This window comes from Caldithrix abyssi DSM 13497, assembly GCF_001886815.1.
Classification (GTDB): domain Bacteria; phylum Calditrichota; class Calditrichia; order Calditrichales; family Calditrichaceae; genus Caldithrix; species Caldithrix abyssi.
Genome location: NZ_CP018099.1, coordinates 115,283 through 137,387, shown reverse-complemented (window position 1 = coordinate 137,387; position 22,105 = coordinate 115,283). Strand labels below are relative to the sequence as shown.

The window sequence follows — 22,105 nt, the reverse complement described above, 5'->3', positions numbered from 1 at the left end:
TTATTTTTCCGCCTGCTTTTGTAGCAAATCCGAATAGGATTCCCCGATCAAATTAGACCTGTCTATTTCAAAGTGTTTAAGAAACCATTGCACCTGTTCCTGACAGGTTTCGATCGAATGTTCATCATCTACAACGGCTTCAAATTCTAAAAAGTTTCCGAGACCTTTTACGCGATCCAGATGAATGCGTACATTTTCCCAAAGATAAATCTCTCTTTCTTTTTCCACCACCAGCCATATACCAAACATGCGGCTCAGCAAATCCCTGGCAGAAGCGGAATCTTTAACCGGCAGTAAAAGATAATCGGCTTCTCTGGCGGTATATTTATCAGGACGAAAATAGGGGATTAAAAAATTCCCGGAAAGCGAAGAAGCGCGCAATTTTAACCGACCGCGTTCTACGTTAAAATAGGTGTCCACCTGATGATCTTTTCCGAAAAACCTGGCTCCGATCGCCTGCGCCTTTCGTCGCCCTTCTTCAAGATCATCAAAATGGGCTTTAATCTCAATATTTTTGCTCATTGTCAGGTCCCATTGAAAAAGGCCGGAACAGAAACGCTCCGACCTTTTCATTGCATTTAAATTGTTCTGCCCGGGTACGCTTGCAAACCACGGGCCAGAATGTTCATGGATTTTTTAATGTCATCCACGTTAAGCACATAGGCAATACGCACTTCGTCCTTTCCCAGTCCCGGGGTTGAGTAAAAACCGTTGGCCGGGGCAATCATTACGGTTTCGTTGTCCACATTAAAATCGGTCAACAGCCATTGAGCAAATTTATCGGCGTCATCCACCGGTAATTTTACCACCAGGTAAAACGCGCCTTTAGGCATGGGCGCCACCACGCCGGGCATTTGACGCAGCATATTTACCATCACGTTACGCCGTTCGTTGTACTCGGCAATCACTTCGTCAAGGTATTCCTGCGGGGTATCGATACCGGCTTCCGTGCCAATTTGTTCAATGGTGGGCGGACAAAGTCGCGCCTGACCAAAACGCAGACAGGCCTCAATCACTTCCTGATTTTTAGAGACGATCATCCCGATCCGCGCCCCACAGGCCGAATAGCGTTTGGAAACGCTGTCCATCATGATCGTACGATCCTCGATGCCTTCCAGCTGCAAGATGGAGGTGTGGGTTAAACCATCGTAAACAAATTCCCGGTAAACTTCGTCGGAAAGTAAAAACAGGTCGTGCTTTAATACGATCTCTCTCAGATTTTCCAGTTCCTGGCGCGAATAAACGTAGCCGGTGGGATTGTTCGGATTACAGATCAAAATACCGCGCGTGCGATCGGTGATCTTTTCGGCAATGGATTCAATGGGCGGCAGCTGGAAATCATCTTCGATTTTCGAGGTGATGGGCACAATCTTTACCCCGGCTTCCACGGCAAAACCGTTGTAGTTGGTGTAAAAGGGCTCAGGAACGATGATTTCATCGCCCGGATCACAAATGGCCATCATGGCAAAGATAATGGCCTCGCTGCCGCCGGTGGTAACCAGAATGTTTTCGTAAGTTACGTTAATGTCGAACCGATTGTAATACTCTGCTAACTTTTTCCGCAAAGAAGGTAAACCGGCCGAAGGGCCATAAGCTAAAACCGGCTGGTTAAAATTTTTAATGGATTGTAAAAAGGTTTCCGGGGTTTTGATGTCAGGCTGTCCGATATTCAGATGGTACACGTGAAGGCCGCGTTCTTTGGCCTGATCGGCGAACGGCGCCAGCTTACGAATGGGCGAAGGTGGCATTGCCTGACCGCGATTGGATAAAATTTTCATTTCAAATTCCTCTCTCAGATTTTTTCTGGTGAAAAAAAGAATTTACGAATTCGTTCAAATTTAAGCAACTGGCAAACAGCGGGGCAGCTTTGGTTATTAACAGGGAAGATAATTTAAGAGTTGGTTTGTTGAATAGTTAGGCCTGACATTCCAAATTCCGATTCATCAAAAGATGGCCTTTTGCATCAACACGCACAGCGGCGCAACCCTCCTCTACCCAAACAATTCCGATCTTTTACACAGGAAAAGATCGGAATTGTTCAGGCTGGCATTCAGGAGGTTGAGATATTAAACCTTTATTGTTTGGCCATTGCTTTTTGCGCTTCAAGCCCCGTTTTTTCGCCTCGCTCTACTGAAACAGCGCAATAAATACGCCGGCGGCAATGGCCGAACCAATTACGCCCGAAACATTGGGCGCCATGGCGTGCATGAGCAAATGGTTGTCTTTGTCGTACTTCAAAGCGTAATGCTGCACCACGCGCGCCGAATCGGGCACGGCAGAAACCCCGGCCGCTCCGATTAACGGATTGATCTTCTCTTTTAAAAACAGATTCATAAACTTGGCAAACAGCAAACCGCCTGCCGTGGCAATCATGAATGAGGTCAATCCCAGAGCAAAAATGCCCAGCGATTTGGGCGTTAAAAACACGCTGGCCTGGGTGCTTGCCCCTACTGCAAAAGACAGCAGCACCGTACAAATATCCAGCAGCGCGTTGCCCACCGAGCGCGCCAGCCGATCGGTTACACCGCTTTCTTTTAACAGGTTGCCCAGCATTAACATGCCCACCAGGGTCAGCGAACCCGGCGCTATTAAAGCCGCCACAATAACCGTAACAATAGGAAAGAGAATTTTTTCCGTCTTAGAAACCGCACGCGGCGCTTTCATGCGGATACGCGCCTCTTTCTCGGTGATCAATAATTTCATAATAGGCGGCTGAATGACCGGCACCAGAGCCATGTACGAATAAGCTGCAATGGCGATAGGGCCTAACAAATGAGGCGCCAATTGAGAAGAGAGAAAAATGGATGTTGGCCCGTCCGCGCCGCCAATGATACCAATAGACGCCGATTCCAGAGCATCGAATCCTAAAAACAGAGCGCCCACAAAGGTCCCGAAAATACCTATCTGGGCTGCCGCGCCCAATAACACGGATTTAGGACTGGAAATCAAAGATGAGAAGTCGGTAAGAGCGCCAATTCCTAAAAATATCATGGGCGGTAAAACGCCGGACTGAACGCCCCAGTAAATGTAACTTAACACGCTGTTCTGGCTGGCCCCATTGGCCACCGTGTCGTAAACGCCCAGCGGCAGAGCCGGGTTATAAGGGATATTTCCCACAATAACGCCAAAGCCAATGGGCAGCAGTAAAAGCGGTTCATATTTTTTAACAATGGCCAGGTAAATGGCAATACACCCAACCACAATCATCACAATATTGCCTGCCGTGAGATTGGCAAAGCCCGTATTCATTACCATTTTTTCCAGAATGTGCATAGCCTAAGCCTCCACCGGTTTTAGCAGAATCAAGGTATCGCCCTGATTAACCGAATCGCCTTCCTTGTAGCGAATATCGATCACCATGCCATCCGCTGTTGCATTGACTTCATTCTCCATCTTCATGGCTTCGATGATCATCACCGGCTGGCCGGCTTTAACGATATCGCCTTCTTTGACCAGTATTTTTAAAATCAGGCCAGGCAGCGGCGATTTAATGGCGCTGCCATCCGAAACAACCGCCGGCCGATGGAGAGCCGGTTCCGGTTTGGCGGTTAGCGATGTTTTGGGCGCTGTTGCCTGCGGGCCACGCGGCGCAGGCGTTGGCTTAACATAAGCCACCTCTTCCACGCCTAAGTCTTTTAGCCCCACGCGGTACATTTGGTCGTCCACGCTGATCTCCGCAACATCTGCAGAAAAGCGGTGGATTTTTACGCGGTATTCTCTACCGTTTATTTCCAGAGTTATTTCTTTTTCGTTCATGATTTTTTCCCCGGTACAATACGTTGTCCATATTTAAATCCTGTTTTCCATGGCGTGTGCATCTCTCCGCGCACAAAGGTTACTTTGGTGCGAATCGGATCCAGATGCAGCCTTCTGTACAATTCCACAGCCGTGGTAATCGCAATCAAATGATCTTCGGGAATGGTTGGCCCGTCGGTCGCCGGCTGTTTAACCACCGCGTCCTCTTTTTCTTCTTTTAGCGCCTTCCATTTTTGCGCCAGAAGCGAAACGCCGTTAAAAGCCGAAATGGTCAGAGCGATAAGGCTCAATCCCAAAAAAACGACCAGCAGGCCGCTCCAGGTGATAGAAAGGCCGTGATTGGCCGTCACATTTGCCCAGCCCCAGGCGGCGGAACTTGCTTTGGCCTGGAATAGCGTATCGGCTACTGTTTTTAAACTATCCGCATTCATTGCCGCCTCCTACAGGGGGATGTTGCCGTGTTTTTTAGGGGGATTTTCATCCCGTTTGTTTTTAAGCATTTCCAGCGCCTTGATCAATTTGTAGCGCGTGATTTTTGGTTCAATCACTTCGTCGATCATTCCCCGACCGGCTGCCACGTAAGGATTGGCAAACTTTTCGCGATATTCCTTAATCTTCTCCTGTAAAGCAGCCTGCGGGTCCGGCGCATTTTTGATCTCTTTGGCGTAAATGATTTCGCTGGCGCCTTCCGGCCCCATGACAGCGATCTCGGCCGTGGGCCAGGCATAGATCATGTCGCCGCGCAAATGCTTGGAGTTCATTACGCAAAATGCGCCGCCGTACGCCTTGCGCGTAATGACCGTTATTTTGGGTACGGTCGCTTCGGCGTAGGCGTAAAGCAATTTGGCTCCGTGGCGAATAATGCCGTTGTACTCCTGAACCGTTCCCGGCATAAAACCCGGCACGTCCTCAAAGGTGATGATCGGAATGTTAAAGGCATCGCAAAAGCGCACAAAACGCGCCGCCTTAACGGATGCGTTGCTGTCGATCACGCCGGCCAGATGCTTTGGTTGATTGGCCACCACACCCACCGAACGACCGTTTAATCTACCAAACCCCACGACTATATTAGGCGCATACAATTCCTGCACCTCCATAAACTTCCCGTCATCCAGCACCATGGCAATCACCTCTTTCATATCGTAGGGTTTGTGTGGATTGTCGGGCACAATGTAATTCAGCCGCTCATCCACACGTTCCGGCGGATCGTCGGTGGAGAGGATGATCGGTTCTTCCATATTGTTATTGGGTAAGTAGTTCATTAATTCACGAATTGCCGCAAAAAGAGCGTGCTCGTCGTCAAAGGTAAAATGAGTCAACCCGCTTTTGGTGGCATGCACGTCGGCGCCGCCCAACTCGTCGGCGGTTACATCTTCGTGGTTGACGGTTTTAACGATTTTGGGGCCGGTTAAAAACATAAAGGACGTATTGCGTACCATAAAAATAAAATCGGTTAAAGCGGGCGAATAAACCGCGCCGCCGGCAGCCGGACCGACCACCGCGCTGATTTGCGGCACCACGCCCGAATGCAGAACATTGTTCAAAAAGATGCTGGTGTAGCCGGCCAGAGAATCGACTCCTTCCTGGATACGCGCGCCGCCGGAATCGTTAATGCCGATGATGGGCGCTCCGTTTTTGACAGCCATCTCCTGAATTTTGACCACCTTTTCGGCCACCACCTGAGAAAGCGAGCCGCCGTACACCGTAAAATCAAAAGAATAGACGAATACCAGCCTTCCGTGAATGGTGCCGTATCCGGTAACAATACCGTCGCCAAAAACCTTGCGTTCCACATCGCCAAAATTCTTATCCGTAGAAATGCGAAACATATCAATCTCTTCAAAGCTGTTTTCATCCAGCAGCAGATCGATCCGCTCGCGCGCCGTAAGTTTGCCCTTGGCGTGTTGTTTTTCAATAGATTTAGGACCGCCGCCCAGTCGGGCGATCTCCTGTTTTTCTTTTAGCTCCAGAATTTTTCGTTCAATACTCATTTTTCATCTCCTCCGGGCTGACAAATCTCCATCAACACCTTGCCCGATGCTTTGGGATGGATAAATGCGATCTTCGTTTGATGGGCGCCGATGCGCGGCTGCTCGTCAATCAAACGAATTTGCTTGTTCTTTAAGTCATTTAATTGTTCTTCGATGTTGTCCGTCTGGAAGGCCACATGGTGAATGCCTTCGCCTTTTTTGGAAAGGAAGGCCGCGATGGGGCTGGAAGGATCCGTGGGTTCTAAAAGTTCGATCTTTACTTCGCCCACTTTAAACATGGCCACACGCACTTTTTGATCTTCCACAATCTCTTCGCCAAGATAGTTTAATCCCAGCACATCGCGGTAAAACGGAACCTGTTCTTCTAATGAATGGACCGCAATGCCAATGTGATTTATTTGTGTAATCATTATTCTTTTAACTCCTTTAAAACCTGACTGACTTTTCGATTAACCAGCTGATAGGGCGTTGCCTGACGATTGGCCAACTGGCGCAACCAATCGCTAAGATTGTTGTCTGTATTTAAAAATTTGTTAACATGCGCCTGAATTTTGGAAGTTAAAATGTGCTTTAACTCCAGTTCCAGACGTTTGAGGCGCCGTTGACTCAACCGGCCGTTCTCTTCCATTCGTCTGAATTCCTCATCAATGCCATCGACCAGCTCCTGCAGGCCGATATTTTGCGTGGCGGATGTCATAAAGATCGGATTGCTCTTTTCTTCATCGCCTTCATTTTTAAGATGAAGAACATACTCCACTTCGGCCTTAACCCGGCTGGCCTCGTCTTTGTCGCATTTATTGATGACAAAAATATCGCCAATTTCCATCACCCCGGCCTTCAAAGCCTGAATTTCATCGCCCAGGCCGGGCACCAGCACCAGCATCACCAGATCCACAATATTCATCACTTCGATTTCGGTCTGGCCAACGCCAATCGTTTCGATGATGATCAGATCGAATCCGGCGGCGTCCAGAACCTTTAAAGCGTCTGCCGTGGCTCCGGCCACTCCGCCCAGATGACCGCGTGAAGCCATGGAACGAATAAATACGCTGGAATCGGTGGCATGTTTTTGCATGCGCACGCGATCTCCCAGAATAGCTCCGCCAGTGAACGGCGAGCTGGGGTCAATGGCCAGCACCGCGATCTTTTTGCCCTTTTCCCTCTCCAGTTGAATGATATGATTCAACAGGCTGCTCTTCCCCGATCCCGGCGGACCGGTAATACCCAGGATTCTGGCTTTGCCCGTATGCTTAAAAAGGCCGTCGATCAATGCCTCTTTATCAGGCAAATCATTTTCGATCCAGCTAATGGCCCGGGCAATGGAGCGAACATCACCGCCCCGAATTTGCTTAATGATTTCTTCAATCAAGTTAAAACCTTTTCCTTTTTGCTTTCAATAAAATCGATGACTTTCTGGATGGGCGTTCCCGGGGTAAAAACCGCTTCAACGCCCTGTTCTTTTAAAAAGGGAATGTCTTCTTCCGGAATTACGCCGCCTCCAAAGACGATCACATCGTCTGCGCCCTCTTCTCTCAGTAAACGCACCACCTCCGGAAATAATTCGTTGTGGGCGCCGGAGAGCAGGCTTAAACCGACAAAATCCACGTCTTCCTGCACCGCCGTTCTGGCTATTGCCTCCGGCGATTGTCGAATGCCCGTGTAAATGACTTCGTAACCGGCGTCTTTCAGGGCGCGCGCCACATACTTTGCGCCGCGGTCGTGTCCGTCAAGCCCCGGTTTGGCAATCAATATTCTTATTTTCTTTGACATTTTTATCTCCTCGCCAACTTTTTAAATCTTAACGTTAATAAACAAAAGTTAAGCGTTTATTGGTTCATAGTAAAGTATCTATCAGGTTTAGTGCGCCCAGAACTCATAAACTTTTTGCGCTCTTAAAGTACAATCGATTCCTGATATTCTCCGAACACCTCTCGCAGAACATTGGAAATTTCGCCCAGTGTGGCGTAAGCTTTAGCCGCATCTAAAATTAAGGGCATCAAATTAACCGTTTCGTCTCTGGCGCCCTGACGCAGCGCTTCCAGAGCGCGCTTCACCGCCTGGTTGTCCCGTTTGCTGCGCAGGCGGGCCAGCCTTTCGGACTGGATTTTTCTCAATTGCGGATTGACGCGCAAAATTTCTTTCGGCGCTTCATGATCAAGCGTAAATTTGTTCACGCCAACCACCACGCGTTCGCCCTTTTCCACCTCCTGCTGGTACCGGTAAGCGGCGTCCTGAATTTCTTTTTGCACATAACCTTTTTCGATGGCGTAAACCATGCCGCCCATTTCTTCAATTTTGTTTATGTAATTCCACACCTCTTCTTCAATTTTGTCTGTTAAAGATTCAATAAAATACGAACCGGCCAGCGGATCGACCGTATTGGTAACGCCCGATTCATAAGCGACAATCTGCTGCGTGCGCAGGGCAATACGAACCGAATCTTCGGTTGGAAGGCCCAGCGCTTCGTCCCTGGAATTGGTGTGTAAACTCTGCGTGCCGCCCAGCACGGCCGCCAGGGTCTGAATGGCCACGCGCACTATGTTGTTGTCTGGCTGCTGGGCGGTTAAGGTGCTGCCGCCGGTTTGCGTATGAAAGCGCAACATCATCGATTTTGGATTTTTTGCGCCAAAACGCTCCTTCATGATTTTGGCCCAGATTCTTCGGGCGGCGCGAAACTTGGCCACCTCTTCAAACAAATCGTTGTGGGCATTGAAGAAAAAGGACAATCGTCCGGCAAACTGGTCAATATCCAGGCCGGCGTTTACGGCCGCTTTAACATATTCCATTCCGTCGGCCAGGGTAAAGGCCACTTCTTGCACAGCCGTGGATCCAGCTTCCCGAATGTGGTAACCGGAAATACTGATGGTATTCCATTTTGGCACTTCGCGCGAACAAAATTCAAAAATATTGGTGATCAGCCGTAACGAAGGTTTGGGCGGAAAAATGTAGGTGCCGCGCGCGATGTATTCTTTTAAAATATCGTTCTGAATGGTGCCTCTCAACTGATCCCTGGCGACGCCCTGCTTTTCGGCCACGGCAATGTAAAAGGCGAGCAAAACAGCCGCTGGCGCATTGATGGTCATAGAAGTGGAGACTTTGTCCAGCGGAATGCCATCGAACAAAATTTCCATGTCTTCCAGACTGTCAATGGCCACGCCAACCTTGCCGACCTCGCCCACGCTGCGCGGATCGTCCGAATCGTAACCGATTTGCGTGGGCAGATCAAAGGCCACGCTCAAGCCGGTTTGGCCCTGCTCTAACAAATATTTGTAACGCTTATTGGATTCTTCGGCCGTACCGAAACCGGCATATTGGCGCATGGTCCAAAAACGCCCGCGGTACATGGTCGGCTGAACGCCCCGTGTAAACGGGAATTCTCCGGGGAAGCCAACCTGTTTAAGATACTCTTCTTCGCTGACTGGTCGAGGCAAATACAGCCGCTCGACCGGCAGCCAGGAACCGGTGGTAAACTGTTCCTTTTGTTCGGGAAAACGATCAATCACTTTTTTAAGCGTGGTGTCTTCCCACTTCCGTTTCTGCGCTTCAATTTTATCAAATTTATTCATGACGTTCTACTCTCCTCGCGTTTAACCCATGAAAGATGCTAATTTAAGAAATTTTTCACGTTTTCAAAAATATAATTTAACGCCAAAACACTTTTTAAAAATTTTACTGTTTATTTTTTCACAGAACAGGCATTTTTACAGAGCGCCTTTCTCTTTTTTACTGTTTTTAAATGATTTCGCGCCGCCGTTCGTAAGCCTAACGCTTTTGCATAATCGAACCTTAAACGCAGAAACTTCAGGTTTTTTTAGGCCATCTGTGCAATTTTTAACAATAATCTAACAAAAATCTAATAGTTATTATTAAATTTCAAACATCTTTTTAATGTAAATCTAATAAGGGGTTAACATGAAAATATTTAGCGCCATCCGATGCTTTTTTTTCATTTTCCTATTTTTTAACATTGCTCTGGCCGATGGAGCAAGTCGCGGTTCGATCAGCGGCCTTGCTTTCGGCGATTATTACTACATGTTTTCTAATCATAGTTCTGAGATTGAAGAGATGAACGGCTTCTGGTTTCGAAGAATTTACTTAACGTACGATCAGGGACTGGCAGAAAATCTTTCCATGCGGGTACGATTAGAAATGGGCCATCCCGGCGACTTTTCCACTAAAAGCGCGGCCGTACCTTTTGTAAAAGACGCCTTTTTAAAGTACCGTTTTAAACAAACGCAATTTTTACTGGGCATTTCTCCTTCGCCCACCTTTGCGCTTATTGAAAAAATCTGGGGCTATCGTAGCGTTGAAAAGACACCGGCCGACCTGTACAAATTAAGCAGCTCGCGCGAAACCGGCCTGGCCGTAAAGGGAGCTGTGGGGCAGAACAAGCGCTTTTTTTACCACATTATGTTTGGGAACGGTAACGGTCAAAAGAGCGAAACGAACAAATACAAAAAGGGAATGGCCGCAGCCGGTATTAACTTGAGCGAAAACATTTTGATTGAAGGCTACGCAGACTATGAACAACGCTCGACTGACGAGAAGCGATGGACATATCAGGGATTCGCGGGCTTTAAAAGCCAGTCGGTCAGGGCCGGTCTTCAATATTTACATCAAACGCGGCAATACGCAAACCAAAGCGACGTGGGAATAACGCTCATCTCTGCTTTTTTCAGGGCCAACATAAACAACCAGTGGACGACGCTCCTGCGAGTGGATAAAATATTCGACAAAATTCCCGAAGGGCCGGATATCGATTATTTACCGATCTCCAATCAATCTCCGGCCACTGTTGCCATTGCCGGCGTCGATTATTCGCTGAGCTCAAACGCGCATCTGATCCCCAACGTGGAAATCGTAATGTACGAAAATGATGAAATCAATACGGATGTAATGGGTCGCCTTACGTTTTATTTTACTTTTAAATAGCAGAAAAAAATGTAGGTCGCAGATATCTAGAGCCCTTCTGCGGTTAATGACCGACGATTAAACGCATCGTGCCGCCATAAGATTTATCTTTGTTGTTTTATGGCGGCATTTTTTATTTTTTCCCATTCCAAATGAAATAGACAGGCGTTAATTCAATTGCCTGCATTGGTTTAACAATTAAAGGAGCGAAGGAAAAGAAGCGGAACCAAATAGCTAAAGATTGAATTAAATGTTGTGATGCTGAATAAATCACTTGCATTTTTTGTCAAATTAATTAAAATAAGTAAAATTTAAAAAGGAGGTATTGAGAAAATAATTCGTACGGATAAGCAGCCAGAGCGCTGTGTATTAGTCGGGGTAATTCAACGGGGACAATCCCGTTGGGAAGTGGAAGACCATCTTTCCGAGCTTGCGGCCCTTGCCCGCACTTCCGGGGCCGATATCATTGACACCTTTATTCAGGAACGTCCATCTCCTGATCCTGCCTACTTCATCGGAAAAGGCAAAATCGAAGAAATCGCCGAGTACGTTTCTTTTAACGATATAGATTTACTCATTTTTGATGATGAATTGTCTCCGGCGCAGGTGCGTAATATTGAAAATTTGACCGGTATTAAGGTTATCGACCGCACGGCGCTTATTCTGGACATCTTTGCCCTGCATGCGCGCACCAACATGGCCAAAGTGCAGGTAGAGCTGGCTCAGCTCAATTACTACCTGCCACGCCTTACCCGCCAGTGGCAGCACCTTTCACGGCAGGTGGGCGGCATAGGCACCAAGGGCCCCGGTGAAACGCAATTGGAAACAGACCGTCGTCTGGTGCGTCAAAGAATTTCTCATCTTAAAGAAAAGCTGGAAAAGATCGCCCATCAAAACGAGGTGCAACGTCAGCAACGCCAGGAATTGTTTCGCGCGGCGTTAATCGGTTACACCAACGCCGGCAAATCGACCCTGATGAACGCCCTGACCAATGCGCGCGTGTTGATCGAAGACCAGTTGTTTGCCACGCTGGATACCACGGTGCGACGTCTGGCTTTGAACCCGACAACCACCATTCTTTTAAGCGATACCGTTGGGTTTATTCGAAAGCTCCCCCATCATCTGGTGGCTAGCTTCCAGACAACTCTGGCCGAGGCCATCGAGGCGGATTTGCTGATCCATGTGGTGGATGTTACCCATCCTCATTTTGAGGCGCAGGTGAAGACCGTCAATCAAATTCTGGATGAGTTACATTTAAATGAAAAAAAACGCCTGCTGGTGTTTAACAAGGTGGACCGCCTGAAAAATCACCACCTCATTGACCAGTTAAGGTTGTTACATCCGGAGGCTCTGTTTATTTCGGCGGCCAGACACATCGGCTTGCAACATTTGCGTAACCGCCTGTTGAACTTAGCGGAAGAACGGTACGAGATCGAACAAATCCGTTTAAATTATCAACGAGGCGCGGCCGAACACCTGATCTATCCACTGGCCAAAATTCTCGAAAAATCTTCGGACGAACAGTACCTGTACCTGACCATCAAGTACGACAAAGCCAATAAATCGAAAATCAATCAGATTACAGCAAAATATCGGTGAAAACATGAACCTGACCAGCAAAATTTTTATTTTCCTCTTTTTGTTAGCTACAATACTGCCCGCTCAGATCGTGCAGACCATGTACTTTGATCGTTTTACGCATTACGACATTGACGACTGGATTACCTACGCTCCGGCTACCGACATAACCGCCGTGGAAGTGGGTGACGATTACGTGTACTTTGGCACGCGCTTTGGCGGCATTTTGCGCTACCATCTTTACGAAGGTTACTGGGATTATCCTTTTACAACCAGCTCCGGTTTGCGCAGCAATGCCATATTCAAGCTGAGTTATGACGAACGCAACCGCAAACTCTATGCCCGGAACGCCGCAGGCATTGATGTGTTTGACTTCGGCTTTAATTACTGGCAGCCTTATGACGGAACAATGCCCCCTCCGCGCCAGCCTTTGAATGTTGAAGTGAGCGCATTCAAAAAAGACCGGAGATCCTTTCAATTTCCTCCGTACTACAGGCCCGAATTTAACGAACTGCCCGACTTCTTTACGGGCAGGCAATACCTGTTCCGGCCGCCTAACGAAATTCTTGACCCTTACAACCGCCTGTTTCACATTAAAGCTCAGATGGTGGCCGATAAGTTTAATCGCCTGTGGCTGGCCACAGACGGCCTCGGCCCGGCGGTGGCCAGCCTGACCGATAACACCCTGCGCATCCTGACGCAATCTCTACCCAATATTTACCCCCACGATGTCTTTTTTGACGGCGACGATATCTGGATCGGGGGCCTGAGCAACGGCTACATCCCTTCCGGCATCTGTTTATGGAAGGGGAACCCGGAGTCCTGGCAATACTTTGAAGCCGGTCTGATTTCCGGTATTTACGACCACAATATTCGAGCCATTGCCGGTAAGGGACGTTTTGTCTTTTTTGGATCGCAGCAGGGACTGGTACGCTACGACAAGAAAAAGAAAGACTGGGAAACCTTTACGCGGCACAACCGTCTGCTGTCCGAAGAGATTAATGATCTGTTCATTTTTAAAAACACCCTGTTCATTGCCACCGATCGCGGTTTTAACTGGATGGAAATCGGCTACGATGCCATCCAGCGTTCCAAAAACCATAAATTAAACAACATTCCCGTAACACGCATTGCCGCCACCGATTCATCTCTTTTGTTCGCCACGCCTTACGGCATTTACCAGTATTTACCCGTCAAAGATAGACTAACTCTTTTAAAAACCGGCTCTTCTGTGCTGGATGTGCGCATCGGAGCCGTGGGGTTTAATCACGATTCTCTCTGGTTTGCCGGACAAAACGGCGTCGCTTTTTATGATCCGGCCACCAAAAGCTGGCAATCGTTTACCCAAATTCGGTTTAAATTTTACGATATGGCTTTTACGCCCGGCATCGTCTGGTTTGCCACTTCCGAAGGTCTTTTGAAATACGTCATTCAGCAAAATTACTGGTATTTGTACACCACTCGCGATGGGCTGGCGCACAACACCGTTTACCGTATCGATGTGGACGGCTTCAATTTGTGGTTGAGCACGCCTTCGGGGGTGACGGTTTTTCGCTGGTACCGGCCGGGAAGGAATGAATAGCGAACATTTAACCGCATTCGTTAAGATTTTTTTCCATAATTTGCGTTCTTCTCTTTTTTAACACAAAATAAATCCTTATATTTACACCTTTATTTTTTACGCTTGTAACTAATCAGGGAGAGTTAAAATGGATGAAACGAAACTTGAAGAAGCCGTAGAAAAGAAGACGCTCAAGCAGGCCGTACAGGATGCTTTTAAAGAGCTGGGCGACACATTTGTGGCCTTTGTAAATGCTCCAAAAGCTCTGTGGGCCATTAACATTCCTTATATTATCGAAGGTCTGGTTTATTTTGGCATCCTCACCATTCTGGGGAAATTCTGTTCGGAAAACGTAGGTTTAACAGACCCGCAGGCTGGCTGGATTTACAGTTTTGTAACGGGCGGCATCACCTTTGCCATGCTTATTTTAGGCGGCGTATCAGACAAATTAGGCGTGCGCCTTTCGCTCATTGTGGCCTTTGCCGTGATGTTCTTCGGGCGGGCGCTGGTGGGGCTCTCCGGCACCATTCCGCTGGGTTCGGGCCTTGGTTCTCCCATGTTTTTTGTAATGTTCGGCGGCTTGTTTTTGATGGTTCTGGGCTACGGCCTTTACCAGCCTGCCAGTTACGCCGGGGTAAAACGGTACACCAATCCTCAAACTGCGGCCATGGGTTACGCCGTCATTTACGGTTTGATGAATCTGGGCGCGTTTTTTTCAGGATTTATTTCACCGCTGGTACGACATCGCTTCGAAAGCACCTTTCCCCCAAACGGCCTGCCGGCCGTATTCTGGGTTTACGCCGGATTAACCCTGCTTTCCCTTTTAATCACGGTCTTTATTTTAACCAGAAAAACCGACCAGCAAGCGGTTGAACAAATTGCGCGCGAAACCACCGAAATGACCGGCGAAGATGAAAAAGCCACGCCAAAAAGCACGGAACCGGAAGCAAAAATCAACAACATCCCCCTGGCCATTTACGCCATGGTCACACTTGGGTTGTTATTCCTGGTGATTATGATTCGCAATGACCGTGTGCAGTTTAATTTGCCGCTGGCCGGCGTTGCTCTGAGCGCCAGTTTTCTGCTGACGATCTGGGAATATTTACGTCACCGCCCGGATCACCCTTTCCGCGATTTGCGTTTCGTGGCCTTTATCTTTATGTTGATTCCTGTGCAAACGCTTTTTGCGCACAACTGGTTGACCATTCCTTATTACCTGGACCGCGCCTTTCACGGTTCGGTTGTCAGCCAGTATTTTGAATTATTCTCCAACATTAATCCCATTTTGATTTTTGTGCTGGCGCCGGTGGTGGCCGGTTTAACCGCCTCGCGCAATATTTACAAAATGATGATTTACGGCACCCTGGTCATGGCCGCGCCCACTTTTTTACTGGCGCTGGGCCCCAACGTCGTCTTCTTTCTTGCTTACATTTTGATCATGTCCATCGGCGAAGCTATGTGGCAGCCCCGCTTTTTGCAGTGGATTGCCGAGATCGCGCCCGAAGGCAAAACCGGCGCCTATATGGGCATTGGCCAGTTGCCCTGGTTTTTGACCAAAGTGCTCACCGGCCTCTACTCCGGCTACTTTGTTGAAAAATACATTCCACGGCCTGAAACGGGGCTGCCCATTCAATCGGGTAAAATGTGGTTCATCTATGGCCTGATCGCTATTTCAACCACGATCTTTTTGGTGCTGGCCAAAGGTTGGATGATGAAAGGCATGAAGCAAAAGGCCTCGTGAGTTTCATTGAATTCTTAAATACGGTCGTTCCGAATCCCCCATTTGCAAAGGGGGATTCGGAAAGGGCCTGAAAGTGAGAATGCCGTGCAAGGTAGCCACAATCCGCAACGCCATTCCGTAAAACGGGGGATCTTCTTTTTAACGCTGATCGTCATCCCCCTGTTGTTTTTTGTGCTGATCGAAATGGTATTAAGAATCGCCGGCTACGGCACCGATTACGCGCTTTTTTATCAGGAAGACGGCTACTACCATATTAATCCCCAATATCCGCAAAAGTTTTTTGGCCGTTTTGATCGTTCCGCTCCGGAGCTGATCGAACAGAAAATTAAAATTGCCAGAGATACCAGCACCGTCCGCATCGTTTGTCTGGGCGGTTCCACAACAGCGGGTTTCCCTTTTGAAGTTAATGTTAACTTTCCTGTGTTTTTGAAGTGCGCCCTGCAGCAACGTTTTCCGCAAAAAAAGTGGGAAGTGATTAACCTGGGCATTTCTGCAGTGAACTCTCACGGTGTGCGCCACCTTGCTCCGGAGGTGTTAAAGCTTAAACCGGACCTGGTTTTGCTCTACATGGGGCATAATGAATTTTATGGTGTTTTTGGTCCGGCTTCGGCCCGCGGCGGGATTTCAAATCCCACCCTGGTGCAGTGGTTTCTTAAGCTCAAAACTCTGCGCCTGTACCAGCTGCTGGAGTCTGCTCTCTTCCATCTTTTGCCCAAATCGGACGCCCCGGAATCCACTCTAATGGCGCGAATGATTAAAACACAGCGCGTACGTTTCAACAGTCCCCTTTACCGAAAAACCATCGCTTATTTTAAAGAAAATTTAGCGCACATTTTGCAAACCTTTCAAAAGCAAAATGTTCCGCTGGTCCTTTCGCCGCTGGTTTGCAACCTTAAAGATCAACAGCCTCTGGGCTATCCGGATCCGCGCCAATCCATTCCCACTTACGAGGCCATTCAAAAGGCTTTGCGCCAAAAAGATTTTGCTGAGGCTCGACAGCGGCTGCTTGAAGCGCTTAAAAAACAGCCCGAACATCCCCTGCTACACTATTTACTGGGCACGGTCTATTACCACTTCAATCAACTTGACAGGGCGCGTGAGCATTTTGCTCTGGCGCGCGATTACGATCAGGCTCCTTTTCGCGCTCCTTCGGCGATTAACCAGGTCATCTTAAAACGGGCGAAGGAAAACAACGCGCTTCTGGCGGCAACGGACAGCCTTTTTGACGCTTTTTCGCCGCATGGCATCGCGGATCAAACGCTTTTTCTGGAACATCTGCACCCCAACGAAAGGGGCTACCAGCTTTTGGCCCGCGCCTTTTTAAAACCGATCGGACGTCTTTTCTTTGCTCATCTGCCTTCAAAAGAGTGGAATGGATTCAACAACTTTAGCGAACTGGATATTGCCATTGGTGAACTTAAAATCGAAAAACTGACCGTCCATGCGCCTTTTTACGGACGAACGGCTTTTAAGCCAAGACGCTTTACCCCTTCCGTCATCCACCAGATTGCCAGACAACATGTTCAGGAAGGGTTGCTGTGGGATGCCAGCCATTTTCATCTGGGCGACTATTTTTTTGAAAACGGAAATCTGAACCGCGCCTTAAAGGAATACCTTGTTGTTCTTGCTTATGATTCTGCTCATGTAACTGCTTTGTACAAAGCCGGTGATGTTTACTTTAAAAAAGGATCGTTAGATTCTGCTTTACAATTGTACCGCAAAGCCGCCGCGCTCCATCCGCGTAAGGCCTTTTTACGCGCTAAAATGGCTCAGATTTTTCTGTTAAAAGGGAATGTTTACAACGCCCTGAACGTTATTAATCAAATCGTTTCCAGTGACGCTTTGCTTTCGCAGCTTAATCTCGCCCAGCAAGCCGGATTGTTCTACATACAGGCGCTGGCCTATTTAAAAATTGGTAAGAACGGTAAAGCCCGCAAGGCGCTGGAAACGGTGTTACAAAAAGCGCCCTCTCATGCGGCGGCGCTAAAACTAAAGGAGCAATTAAAACAGGAGGATTAAAAATGTTAGAAGCTGGCGTTCAGGCCCCTGACTTTGAATTACCCGATCAGGACGGCAATAAAGTCAAATTGTCTGATTTTAAAGGGAAATGGGTGGTTCTCTATTTTTATCCCAAAGATATGACTCCGGGGTGTACAACAGAAGCCTGCAACTTTCAGGAAGCCCTGCCTGCTTTTCAAAATATGGAGGCGGTCGTTCTGGGCGTGAGCAAAGATTCCGTGGAACGGCACAAAAAGTTCGCCGAAAAGCACAACCTGCAATTCCGCCTGTTGAGCGACGCAGAGGGCAATGTTTGCGAAACGTACGGTGTTTGGCAGGAAAAGAACATGTACGGCCGCAAATACATGGGCATCAACCGCTCCACTTTTTTAATCGATCCCGATGGGAAAATCGCCAGGGTTTATCCCAAAGTTAAAGTCAAAACGCACCACGAAGAGGTAATGAACGATTTGCAGAAGCTGAAAGAAGGTGGTAAGGCGTAGTGGGGAAAAGTACCAGGGGGTATGAGCTTAGCTGTTTAGCGGTTTAGGAGTTTAGGGGAGAGAGGCCACTCGCTCCCTTAGGCTCCGCTCCCTTCGACTACGCTCAGGGCAAGCCTTCGACTGCGCTCAGGGAGCGGGAGTACGGTTGCTGAGCGAAGTCGAAGCAACCGTTGATTATGAAGAAACTTTCATCAACTCCGCTCCCTTCGACTACGCTCAGGGAGCGGAGTGGTACGGTTGCTGAGCGAAGTCGAAACAACCGTTGATTGTGAAGAAACTTTCAGCGGCTACGCTCCCTTCGACTACGCTCAGGGAGCGGGAGTACGGTTGTTGAGCGAAGTCGAAACAACCGTTGATTATGAAGAAACTTTCATCAACTGCGCTCCCTTCGACTACGCTCAGGGAGCGGAGTGGTACGGTTGCTGAGCGTAGTCGAAGCAACCGTTGATTGTGAAGAAACTTTCAGCGGTAGAAGGAATGTGGACGAAAACAGCAAACCGTTCGCCCTAATGCTAATCCCGCAGGGTTGCGGTTAAGCGCAGCCTGTTTTTCAATAAATCCAGCGCATCATTAATATGATAAACCACGATCTTCGCCGATTGCAGTGTCTCAACAGCAGCGCCTTCGTTTTGAACGGTGACAATACCCAACCGGGCCTCTTTTAACATTAAACGATCGTTCCGCCCATTGCCAATGGCCACTGTTGAAGAAGCGCCTAACTGGCGGATGTATTCCCATTTCTGTCTGCCCTGCTCTGTTGATTCGATAATTTTCAATGTAATCGGAAAGTGTTCCATCTGGCTTTTTACAAGGCCAAACGTATCGGCCGTAATAACATGGATTTTTAGATGATTGGCCAATTCGAACAGGCGCGCTTCAACGCCATCGATCAATTTACCGTCAACGGCCAGCGTTCCATTGTAATCCATTACCAGATATTTCAATTGTAGCGTTCCGAAGCCGGGAATTTCAAGTTCGATCATGGTCTCGCTCCTTATTATGTTTACAATATTCTTTCTAAAACTCCTGGGTTCCGACCATCTCCTCCAATGCCTCTCCACTCCGTCCTTTTCCGCCCGCTTTTCATTCTCACTTAAACTGCGAGGGATTCAGATTGTGGCGTTTAAGCATCTTGTGCAGCCCAACGCGGCTAACGCCTAATTTTTGGGCGGAACGTAAAATATTCCCCTTAAACTCCTTCAAAGCCTGGCGAATCATTTCGTCTTCTAACTGATAAATGGCCTGTTTTAAGGGGAGACGCGTTAAATGAGAAGTTAAAGCGGTTGCTTCGCTGCGCTGTGCAATACGCGGCGATAGTAAAGAAACATCCAGCGCCTGACCGTCGTCGGCCAGGGTAACCATGCGCTCGATCTCATTTTCCAGCTCACGAATATTGCCCGGAAAGTGATAACTCAGCAGGCGATTTAGCGCGCCATCGGTAATGCCCGGGATGCGCTTTCCGATGCGCGCGGCATATTTCTTAATAAAGTGTTGCACCAGATCGGGAATATCGTCCTTTCGTTCGCGCAGGGGAGGCAGTACGATGGGGAAAACACTTAAGCGGTAAAACAGGTCTTCTCGAAAATTTCCCTTTTTGACTTCCGCCTCCAGGTCCTTATTGGTGGCCGCGATTACGCGCACATCCACCTTTTTGGTCGTATGCGATCCCAGAGGCCGAATCTCTCCCTCCTGCAATACGCGCAGTAAGCCCAGTTGCAGGGCAGGCGAGGTGTCGCCAATTTCATCCAGAAAAATAGTGCCTTTATCCGCCAGTTCAAACAATCCCTTTTTGTCGCGAATGGCGCCGGTAAAAGCGCCTTTTACGTGACCAAAAAGCTCACTCTGCAGCAGAGTATCGGGAATGGCGGCGCAATTCTGAGCCACAAACAGCCGCTCTTTACGGTTGCTGTTGTAATGAATGATTTTGGCCAGCAGTTCCTTGCCCGTGCCCGTTTCGCCCAGCAGTAAAACTGTGGTTGGCGTGTCCATCACCTTTTTAACCAGCTTCAAAATGCGCAAAATCTCCGGACTGCTGCCGATGAACTCTCCCAGGTCTAACTGCCGTTCCACCTGCTGCTTCAAAATAATGTTTTCGCTGGCAAGTCGTTTATTGGCTTCCGCCAGTTCTTTCTGCAGGCGTTTATTTTCCTGAACCAGCCGGTAATGTTCAAGGGCGTTGGTTAAAATCTGCCGAAACTCATCCGGCTCGAAAGGTTTGGAAATGTACTGAAAAACTTGCGCCTGATTAATGGCCGAAATGGTGGCCTCAATATCGGCGTAAGCCGTGAGCAAAATACGAACCGCATCCGGCTGAATTTTTTTTACCTGTTCCAGAAACGTAACTCCATCCATGCGCGGCATACGCTGATCGGAAACAACCACGGCAAACGGCTGCCGACGCACAAGCGCCAATCCCTCCTCTCCGCTTTCTGCCACCGCTACTTCGAAACGGTCTTTCAACAAACGTTTCAAGCTGTTCAAAATCTCTTTCTGATCGTCAACGATTAAGATGTTTTCAGTGCTGCTGTGCATCGTGTTTTACCTCAAGATTTTGGCTTTTATTTGTTAAAGGCAAACGAATGGTAAACGCCGCGCCCTTTCCCGGAGAACTTTTTACAATAATGGTTCCATGATGTTTTTGCACAATGGAATAACTGATGCTCAAACCAAGACCGGTCCCCTGATTAACGTCTTTTGTCGTAAAGAACGGATCAAAAATTTTGGGCAAAACTTCTTGCGGTATGCCCCGGCCGGTATCGGTTATGACAATTTCCAGAAACCCGTCCGACTCTCTGGTTTCGATGGTAATTGTACCTTTATCTTCAATGGCCTGAATGGCGTTAATCAGCAGGTTGACAAATACCTGATTAAGTTGAGCTGGATTACAATAAATGCGCGGATTGGCCTTAAAGTTTTTAACCACTTCTATCCTGTTCGTTAACTGATGTCGCACCAGTCGTATGGCTGTTTCCAGACCTTCCACAACCGAACTCTCCTTCCACTCCGCCTGATCAAGCCGCGAAAAGTTCTTTAACTGCAACACCAGCTCTTTAATGGCCCGGCTGCCATTCAGATTGTCTGTAATAATGCCCCAGATATCTGAAATTATGTCCTCAAACTTTTCTGCATAGCTGGAGCGCACCGTTGAGGGCAACTGCCCCCAGAGTTCTTTTAACTGCTTCAACAGAGTTTCCAGCGCCCTGGAGTTGGCGTAAATAAAGCTGACCGGATTGTTGATCTCGTGAGTAATACCGGCAACCAACTGACCGAGCGCCGCCATTTTTTCGGAATGAATGAGCTGCGACTCCTTTGCCTGCAATTCTTTGAAAAGACGCGTTAACTCGCGATTCTTCTCATCTAACTGACGATTGGTCTCTTCCAGTTGCTTTAAATATTTCTCTTTTAATCGAGCTTCTGTAACCTGGCGCGTCAACCGGGCCGTGTGTTCGATGTAATAAATGTTCTCCAGCGTAATAGCCGTTTGATTGGCAATCTGAAAAATCAACTGCAGGTCTTCCCGATTAATGGGATGATGCGGCGCCTGCATGTTCAGGCCGATCGTTGCCAGCAGTTGTTTTCCGCTGGCAATGGGAGCCAGAACATTTAAATGGTAAGTAGAGTCGTCAACCCTGAATTCAAAAGGCCTTTTCAAGATTTTTGGCGCCGACGGAAAGCGCGCTTCCATTTTAATGGCCCTGTTTAGCGGATACACCAAATAGCGATCGTTGTCCTGACGCCGAAAGATAAATACCCGTGCAACAGCCTGATTGCTTCTTAGAACCGCAATGAGTCTTTGAAACAGTGTTTTTTCATCATGAATTTGCAGCATGCTTTGACTGAGCGTTTGTAGGGCATTGCGAAATTGCTGACGCTTTAAGCGCAAAGAGCGCTGCTTTTCCGCATACAAAATGGTAAAGGCCAGACTTAAAAGGGAAAAACCATTAATGGCCAGTAGCGGAAGATAAACGGGACTGCGATACAAAGACACAAAAATAACGATGGCCACCGTAAACCACAGGGCAAATTGAAAAGCCAGCGCGCCGGTGGAAAAGTGGTAACGCCCCAA

20 protein-coding genes are annotated in these 22,105 nt (G+C 48.2%); 7 read left to right on the top strand and 13 right to left on the bottom strand.

Going from position 1 to position 22,105, the window contains the following annotated elements; translation table 11 throughout:
* The 10 genes from cyaB to Cabys_RS00505 form a co-directional block, all read right to left on the bottom strand.
* The gene (gene cyaB, locus Cabys_RS00550) at positions 1-522 is read right to left on the bottom strand and encodes a class IV adenylate cyclase (RefSeq protein ID WP_006927476.1); all 522 of its coding nucleotides are present in this window, start codon (positions 520-522) and stop codon (positions 1-3) included.
* Between the two features lie 56 nt (positions 523-578).
* On the bottom strand, positions 579-1,778 hold the full coding sequence (locus Cabys_RS00545) for a pyridoxal phosphate-dependent aminotransferase (protein ID WP_006927477.1): 1,200 nt from the start codon (positions 1,776-1,778) through the stop codon (positions 579-581).
* 349 nt (positions 1,779-2,127) lie between these two features.
* Entirely contained in the window at positions 2,128-3,273 is a 1,146-nt protein-coding gene (locus tag Cabys_RS00540; protein WP_006927478.1) for a sodium ion-translocating decarboxylase subunit beta, read from the bottom strand.
* Positions 3,274-3,276: 3 nt separating this feature from the next.
* On the bottom strand, positions 3,277-3,756 hold the full coding sequence (locus tag Cabys_RS00535) for a biotin/lipoyl-containing protein (RefSeq protein ID WP_006927479.1): 480 nt from the start codon (positions 3,754-3,756) through the stop codon (positions 3,277-3,279).
* Complete coding sequence (locus tag Cabys_RS00530) at positions 3,753-4,187, bottom strand: OadG family protein (protein WP_006927480.1); 435 nt, start codon at positions 4,185-4,187, stop codon at positions 3,753-3,755. The genes Cabys_RS00535 and Cabys_RS00530 overlap by 4 nt, the downstream gene beginning before the upstream one ends.
* Before the next feature lie 9 nt (positions 4,188-4,196).
* On the bottom strand, positions 4,197-5,747 hold the full coding sequence (locus Cabys_RS00525; RefSeq protein ID WP_006927481.1) for an acyl-CoA carboxylase subunit beta: 1,551 nt from the start codon (positions 5,745-5,747) through the stop codon (positions 4,197-4,199).
* On the bottom strand, positions 5,744-6,157 hold the full coding sequence (gene mce, locus Cabys_RS00520; RefSeq protein ID WP_006927482.1) for a methylmalonyl-CoA epimerase: 414 nt from the start codon (positions 6,155-6,157) through the stop codon (positions 5,744-5,746). Before mce ends, Cabys_RS00525 begins: the two co-directional genes overlap by 4 nt.
* The gene (gene meaB, locus Cabys_RS00515) at positions 6,157-7,116 is read right to left on the bottom strand and encodes a methylmalonyl Co-A mutase-associated GTPase MeaB (RefSeq protein WP_006927483.1); all 960 of its coding nucleotides are present in this window, start codon (positions 7,114-7,116) and stop codon (positions 6,157-6,159) included. Before meaB ends, mce begins: the two co-directional genes overlap by 1 nt.
* Complete coding sequence (locus tag Cabys_RS00510) at positions 7,113-7,517, bottom strand: cobalamin B12-binding domain-containing protein (RefSeq protein WP_006927484.1); 405 nt, start codon at positions 7,515-7,517, stop codon at positions 7,113-7,115. Before Cabys_RS00510 ends, meaB begins: the two co-directional genes overlap by 4 nt.
* A 122-nt stretch (positions 7,518-7,639) precedes the next feature.
* Positions 7,640-9,313: an acyl-CoA mutase large subunit family protein gene (locus Cabys_RS00505; RefSeq protein WP_006927485.1), complete on the bottom strand. Its 1,674-nt coding sequence runs from the start codon at positions 9,311-9,313 to the stop codon at positions 7,640-7,642.
* Positions 9,314-9,659: 346 nt separating this feature from the next.
* Between Cabys_RS00505 and Cabys_RS00495 the strand changes: the two genes are divergently transcribed.
* From Cabys_RS00495 to Cabys_RS00465, 7 genes are all read left to right on the top strand, one after another.
* Positions 9,660-10,679 carry a hypothetical protein gene (locus Cabys_RS00495; RefSeq protein WP_006927486.1) on the top strand — a complete coding sequence of 340 codons (1,020 nt, stop codon included), beginning with the start codon at positions 9,660-9,662 and terminating at the stop codon, positions 10,677-10,679.
* A 303-nt stretch (positions 10,680-10,982) separates the two neighbouring features.
* Complete coding sequence (gene hflX, locus Cabys_RS00490; RefSeq protein WP_006927487.1) at positions 10,983-12,257, top strand: GTPase HflX; 1,275 nt, start codon at positions 10,983-10,985, stop codon at positions 12,255-12,257.
* A gap of 4 nt (positions 12,258-12,261) precedes the next feature.
* Entirely contained in the window at positions 12,262-13,818 is a 1,557-nt protein-coding gene (locus Cabys_RS00485; RefSeq protein ID WP_006927488.1) for a ligand-binding sensor domain-containing protein, read from the top strand.
* A gap of 127 nt (positions 13,819-13,945) precedes the next feature.
* The gene (locus Cabys_RS00480) at positions 13,946-15,538 is read left to right on the top strand and encodes an MFS transporter (protein WP_006927489.1); all 1,593 of its coding nucleotides are present in this window, start codon (positions 13,946-13,948) and stop codon (positions 15,536-15,538) included.
* 84 nt (positions 15,539-15,622) lie between these two features.
* On the top strand, positions 15,623-17,557 hold the full coding sequence (locus tag Cabys_RS00475) for an SGNH/GDSL hydrolase family protein (protein WP_006927490.1): 1,935 nt from the start codon (positions 15,623-15,625) through the stop codon (positions 17,555-17,557).
* 2 nt (positions 17,558-17,559) lie between these two features.
* Positions 17,560-18,039, top strand: a complete 480-nt coding sequence (bcp, locus tag Cabys_RS00470; RefSeq protein WP_006927491.1) for a thioredoxin-dependent thiol peroxidase — start codon at positions 17,560-17,562, stop codon at positions 18,037-18,039.
* Between the two features lie 228 nt (positions 18,040-18,267).
* A complete protein-coding gene (locus tag Cabys_RS00465; RefSeq protein ID WP_150109242.1) occupies positions 18,268-18,465 on the top strand; it encodes a hypothetical protein in 198 nt (65 codons plus the stop codon).
* A gap of 86 nt (positions 18,466-18,551) precedes the next feature.
* On the opposite strand, the gene Cabys_RS00460 is transcribed toward Cabys_RS00465, so the two are convergent.
* From Cabys_RS00460 to Cabys_RS20795, 3 genes are all read right to left on the bottom strand, one after another.
* Complete coding sequence (locus tag Cabys_RS00460) at positions 18,552-19,022, bottom strand: HAD family hydrolase (RefSeq protein ID WP_006927492.1); 471 nt, start codon at positions 19,020-19,022, stop codon at positions 18,552-18,554.
* 106 nt (positions 19,023-19,128) lie between these two features.
* Positions 19,129-20,571, bottom strand: coding sequence for a sigma-54-dependent transcriptional regulator (locus tag Cabys_RS00455; protein WP_006927493.1), 1,443 nt, complete (start codon positions 20,569-20,571; stop codon positions 19,129-19,131).
* A complete protein-coding gene (locus Cabys_RS20795; RefSeq protein ID WP_472297435.1) occupies positions 20,555-21,319 on the bottom strand; it encodes a sensor histidine kinase in 765 nt (254 codons plus the stop codon). Before Cabys_RS20795 ends, Cabys_RS00455 begins: the two co-directional genes overlap by 17 nt.
* Between the last annotated feature and the right edge of the window lie 786 nt (positions 21,320-22,105).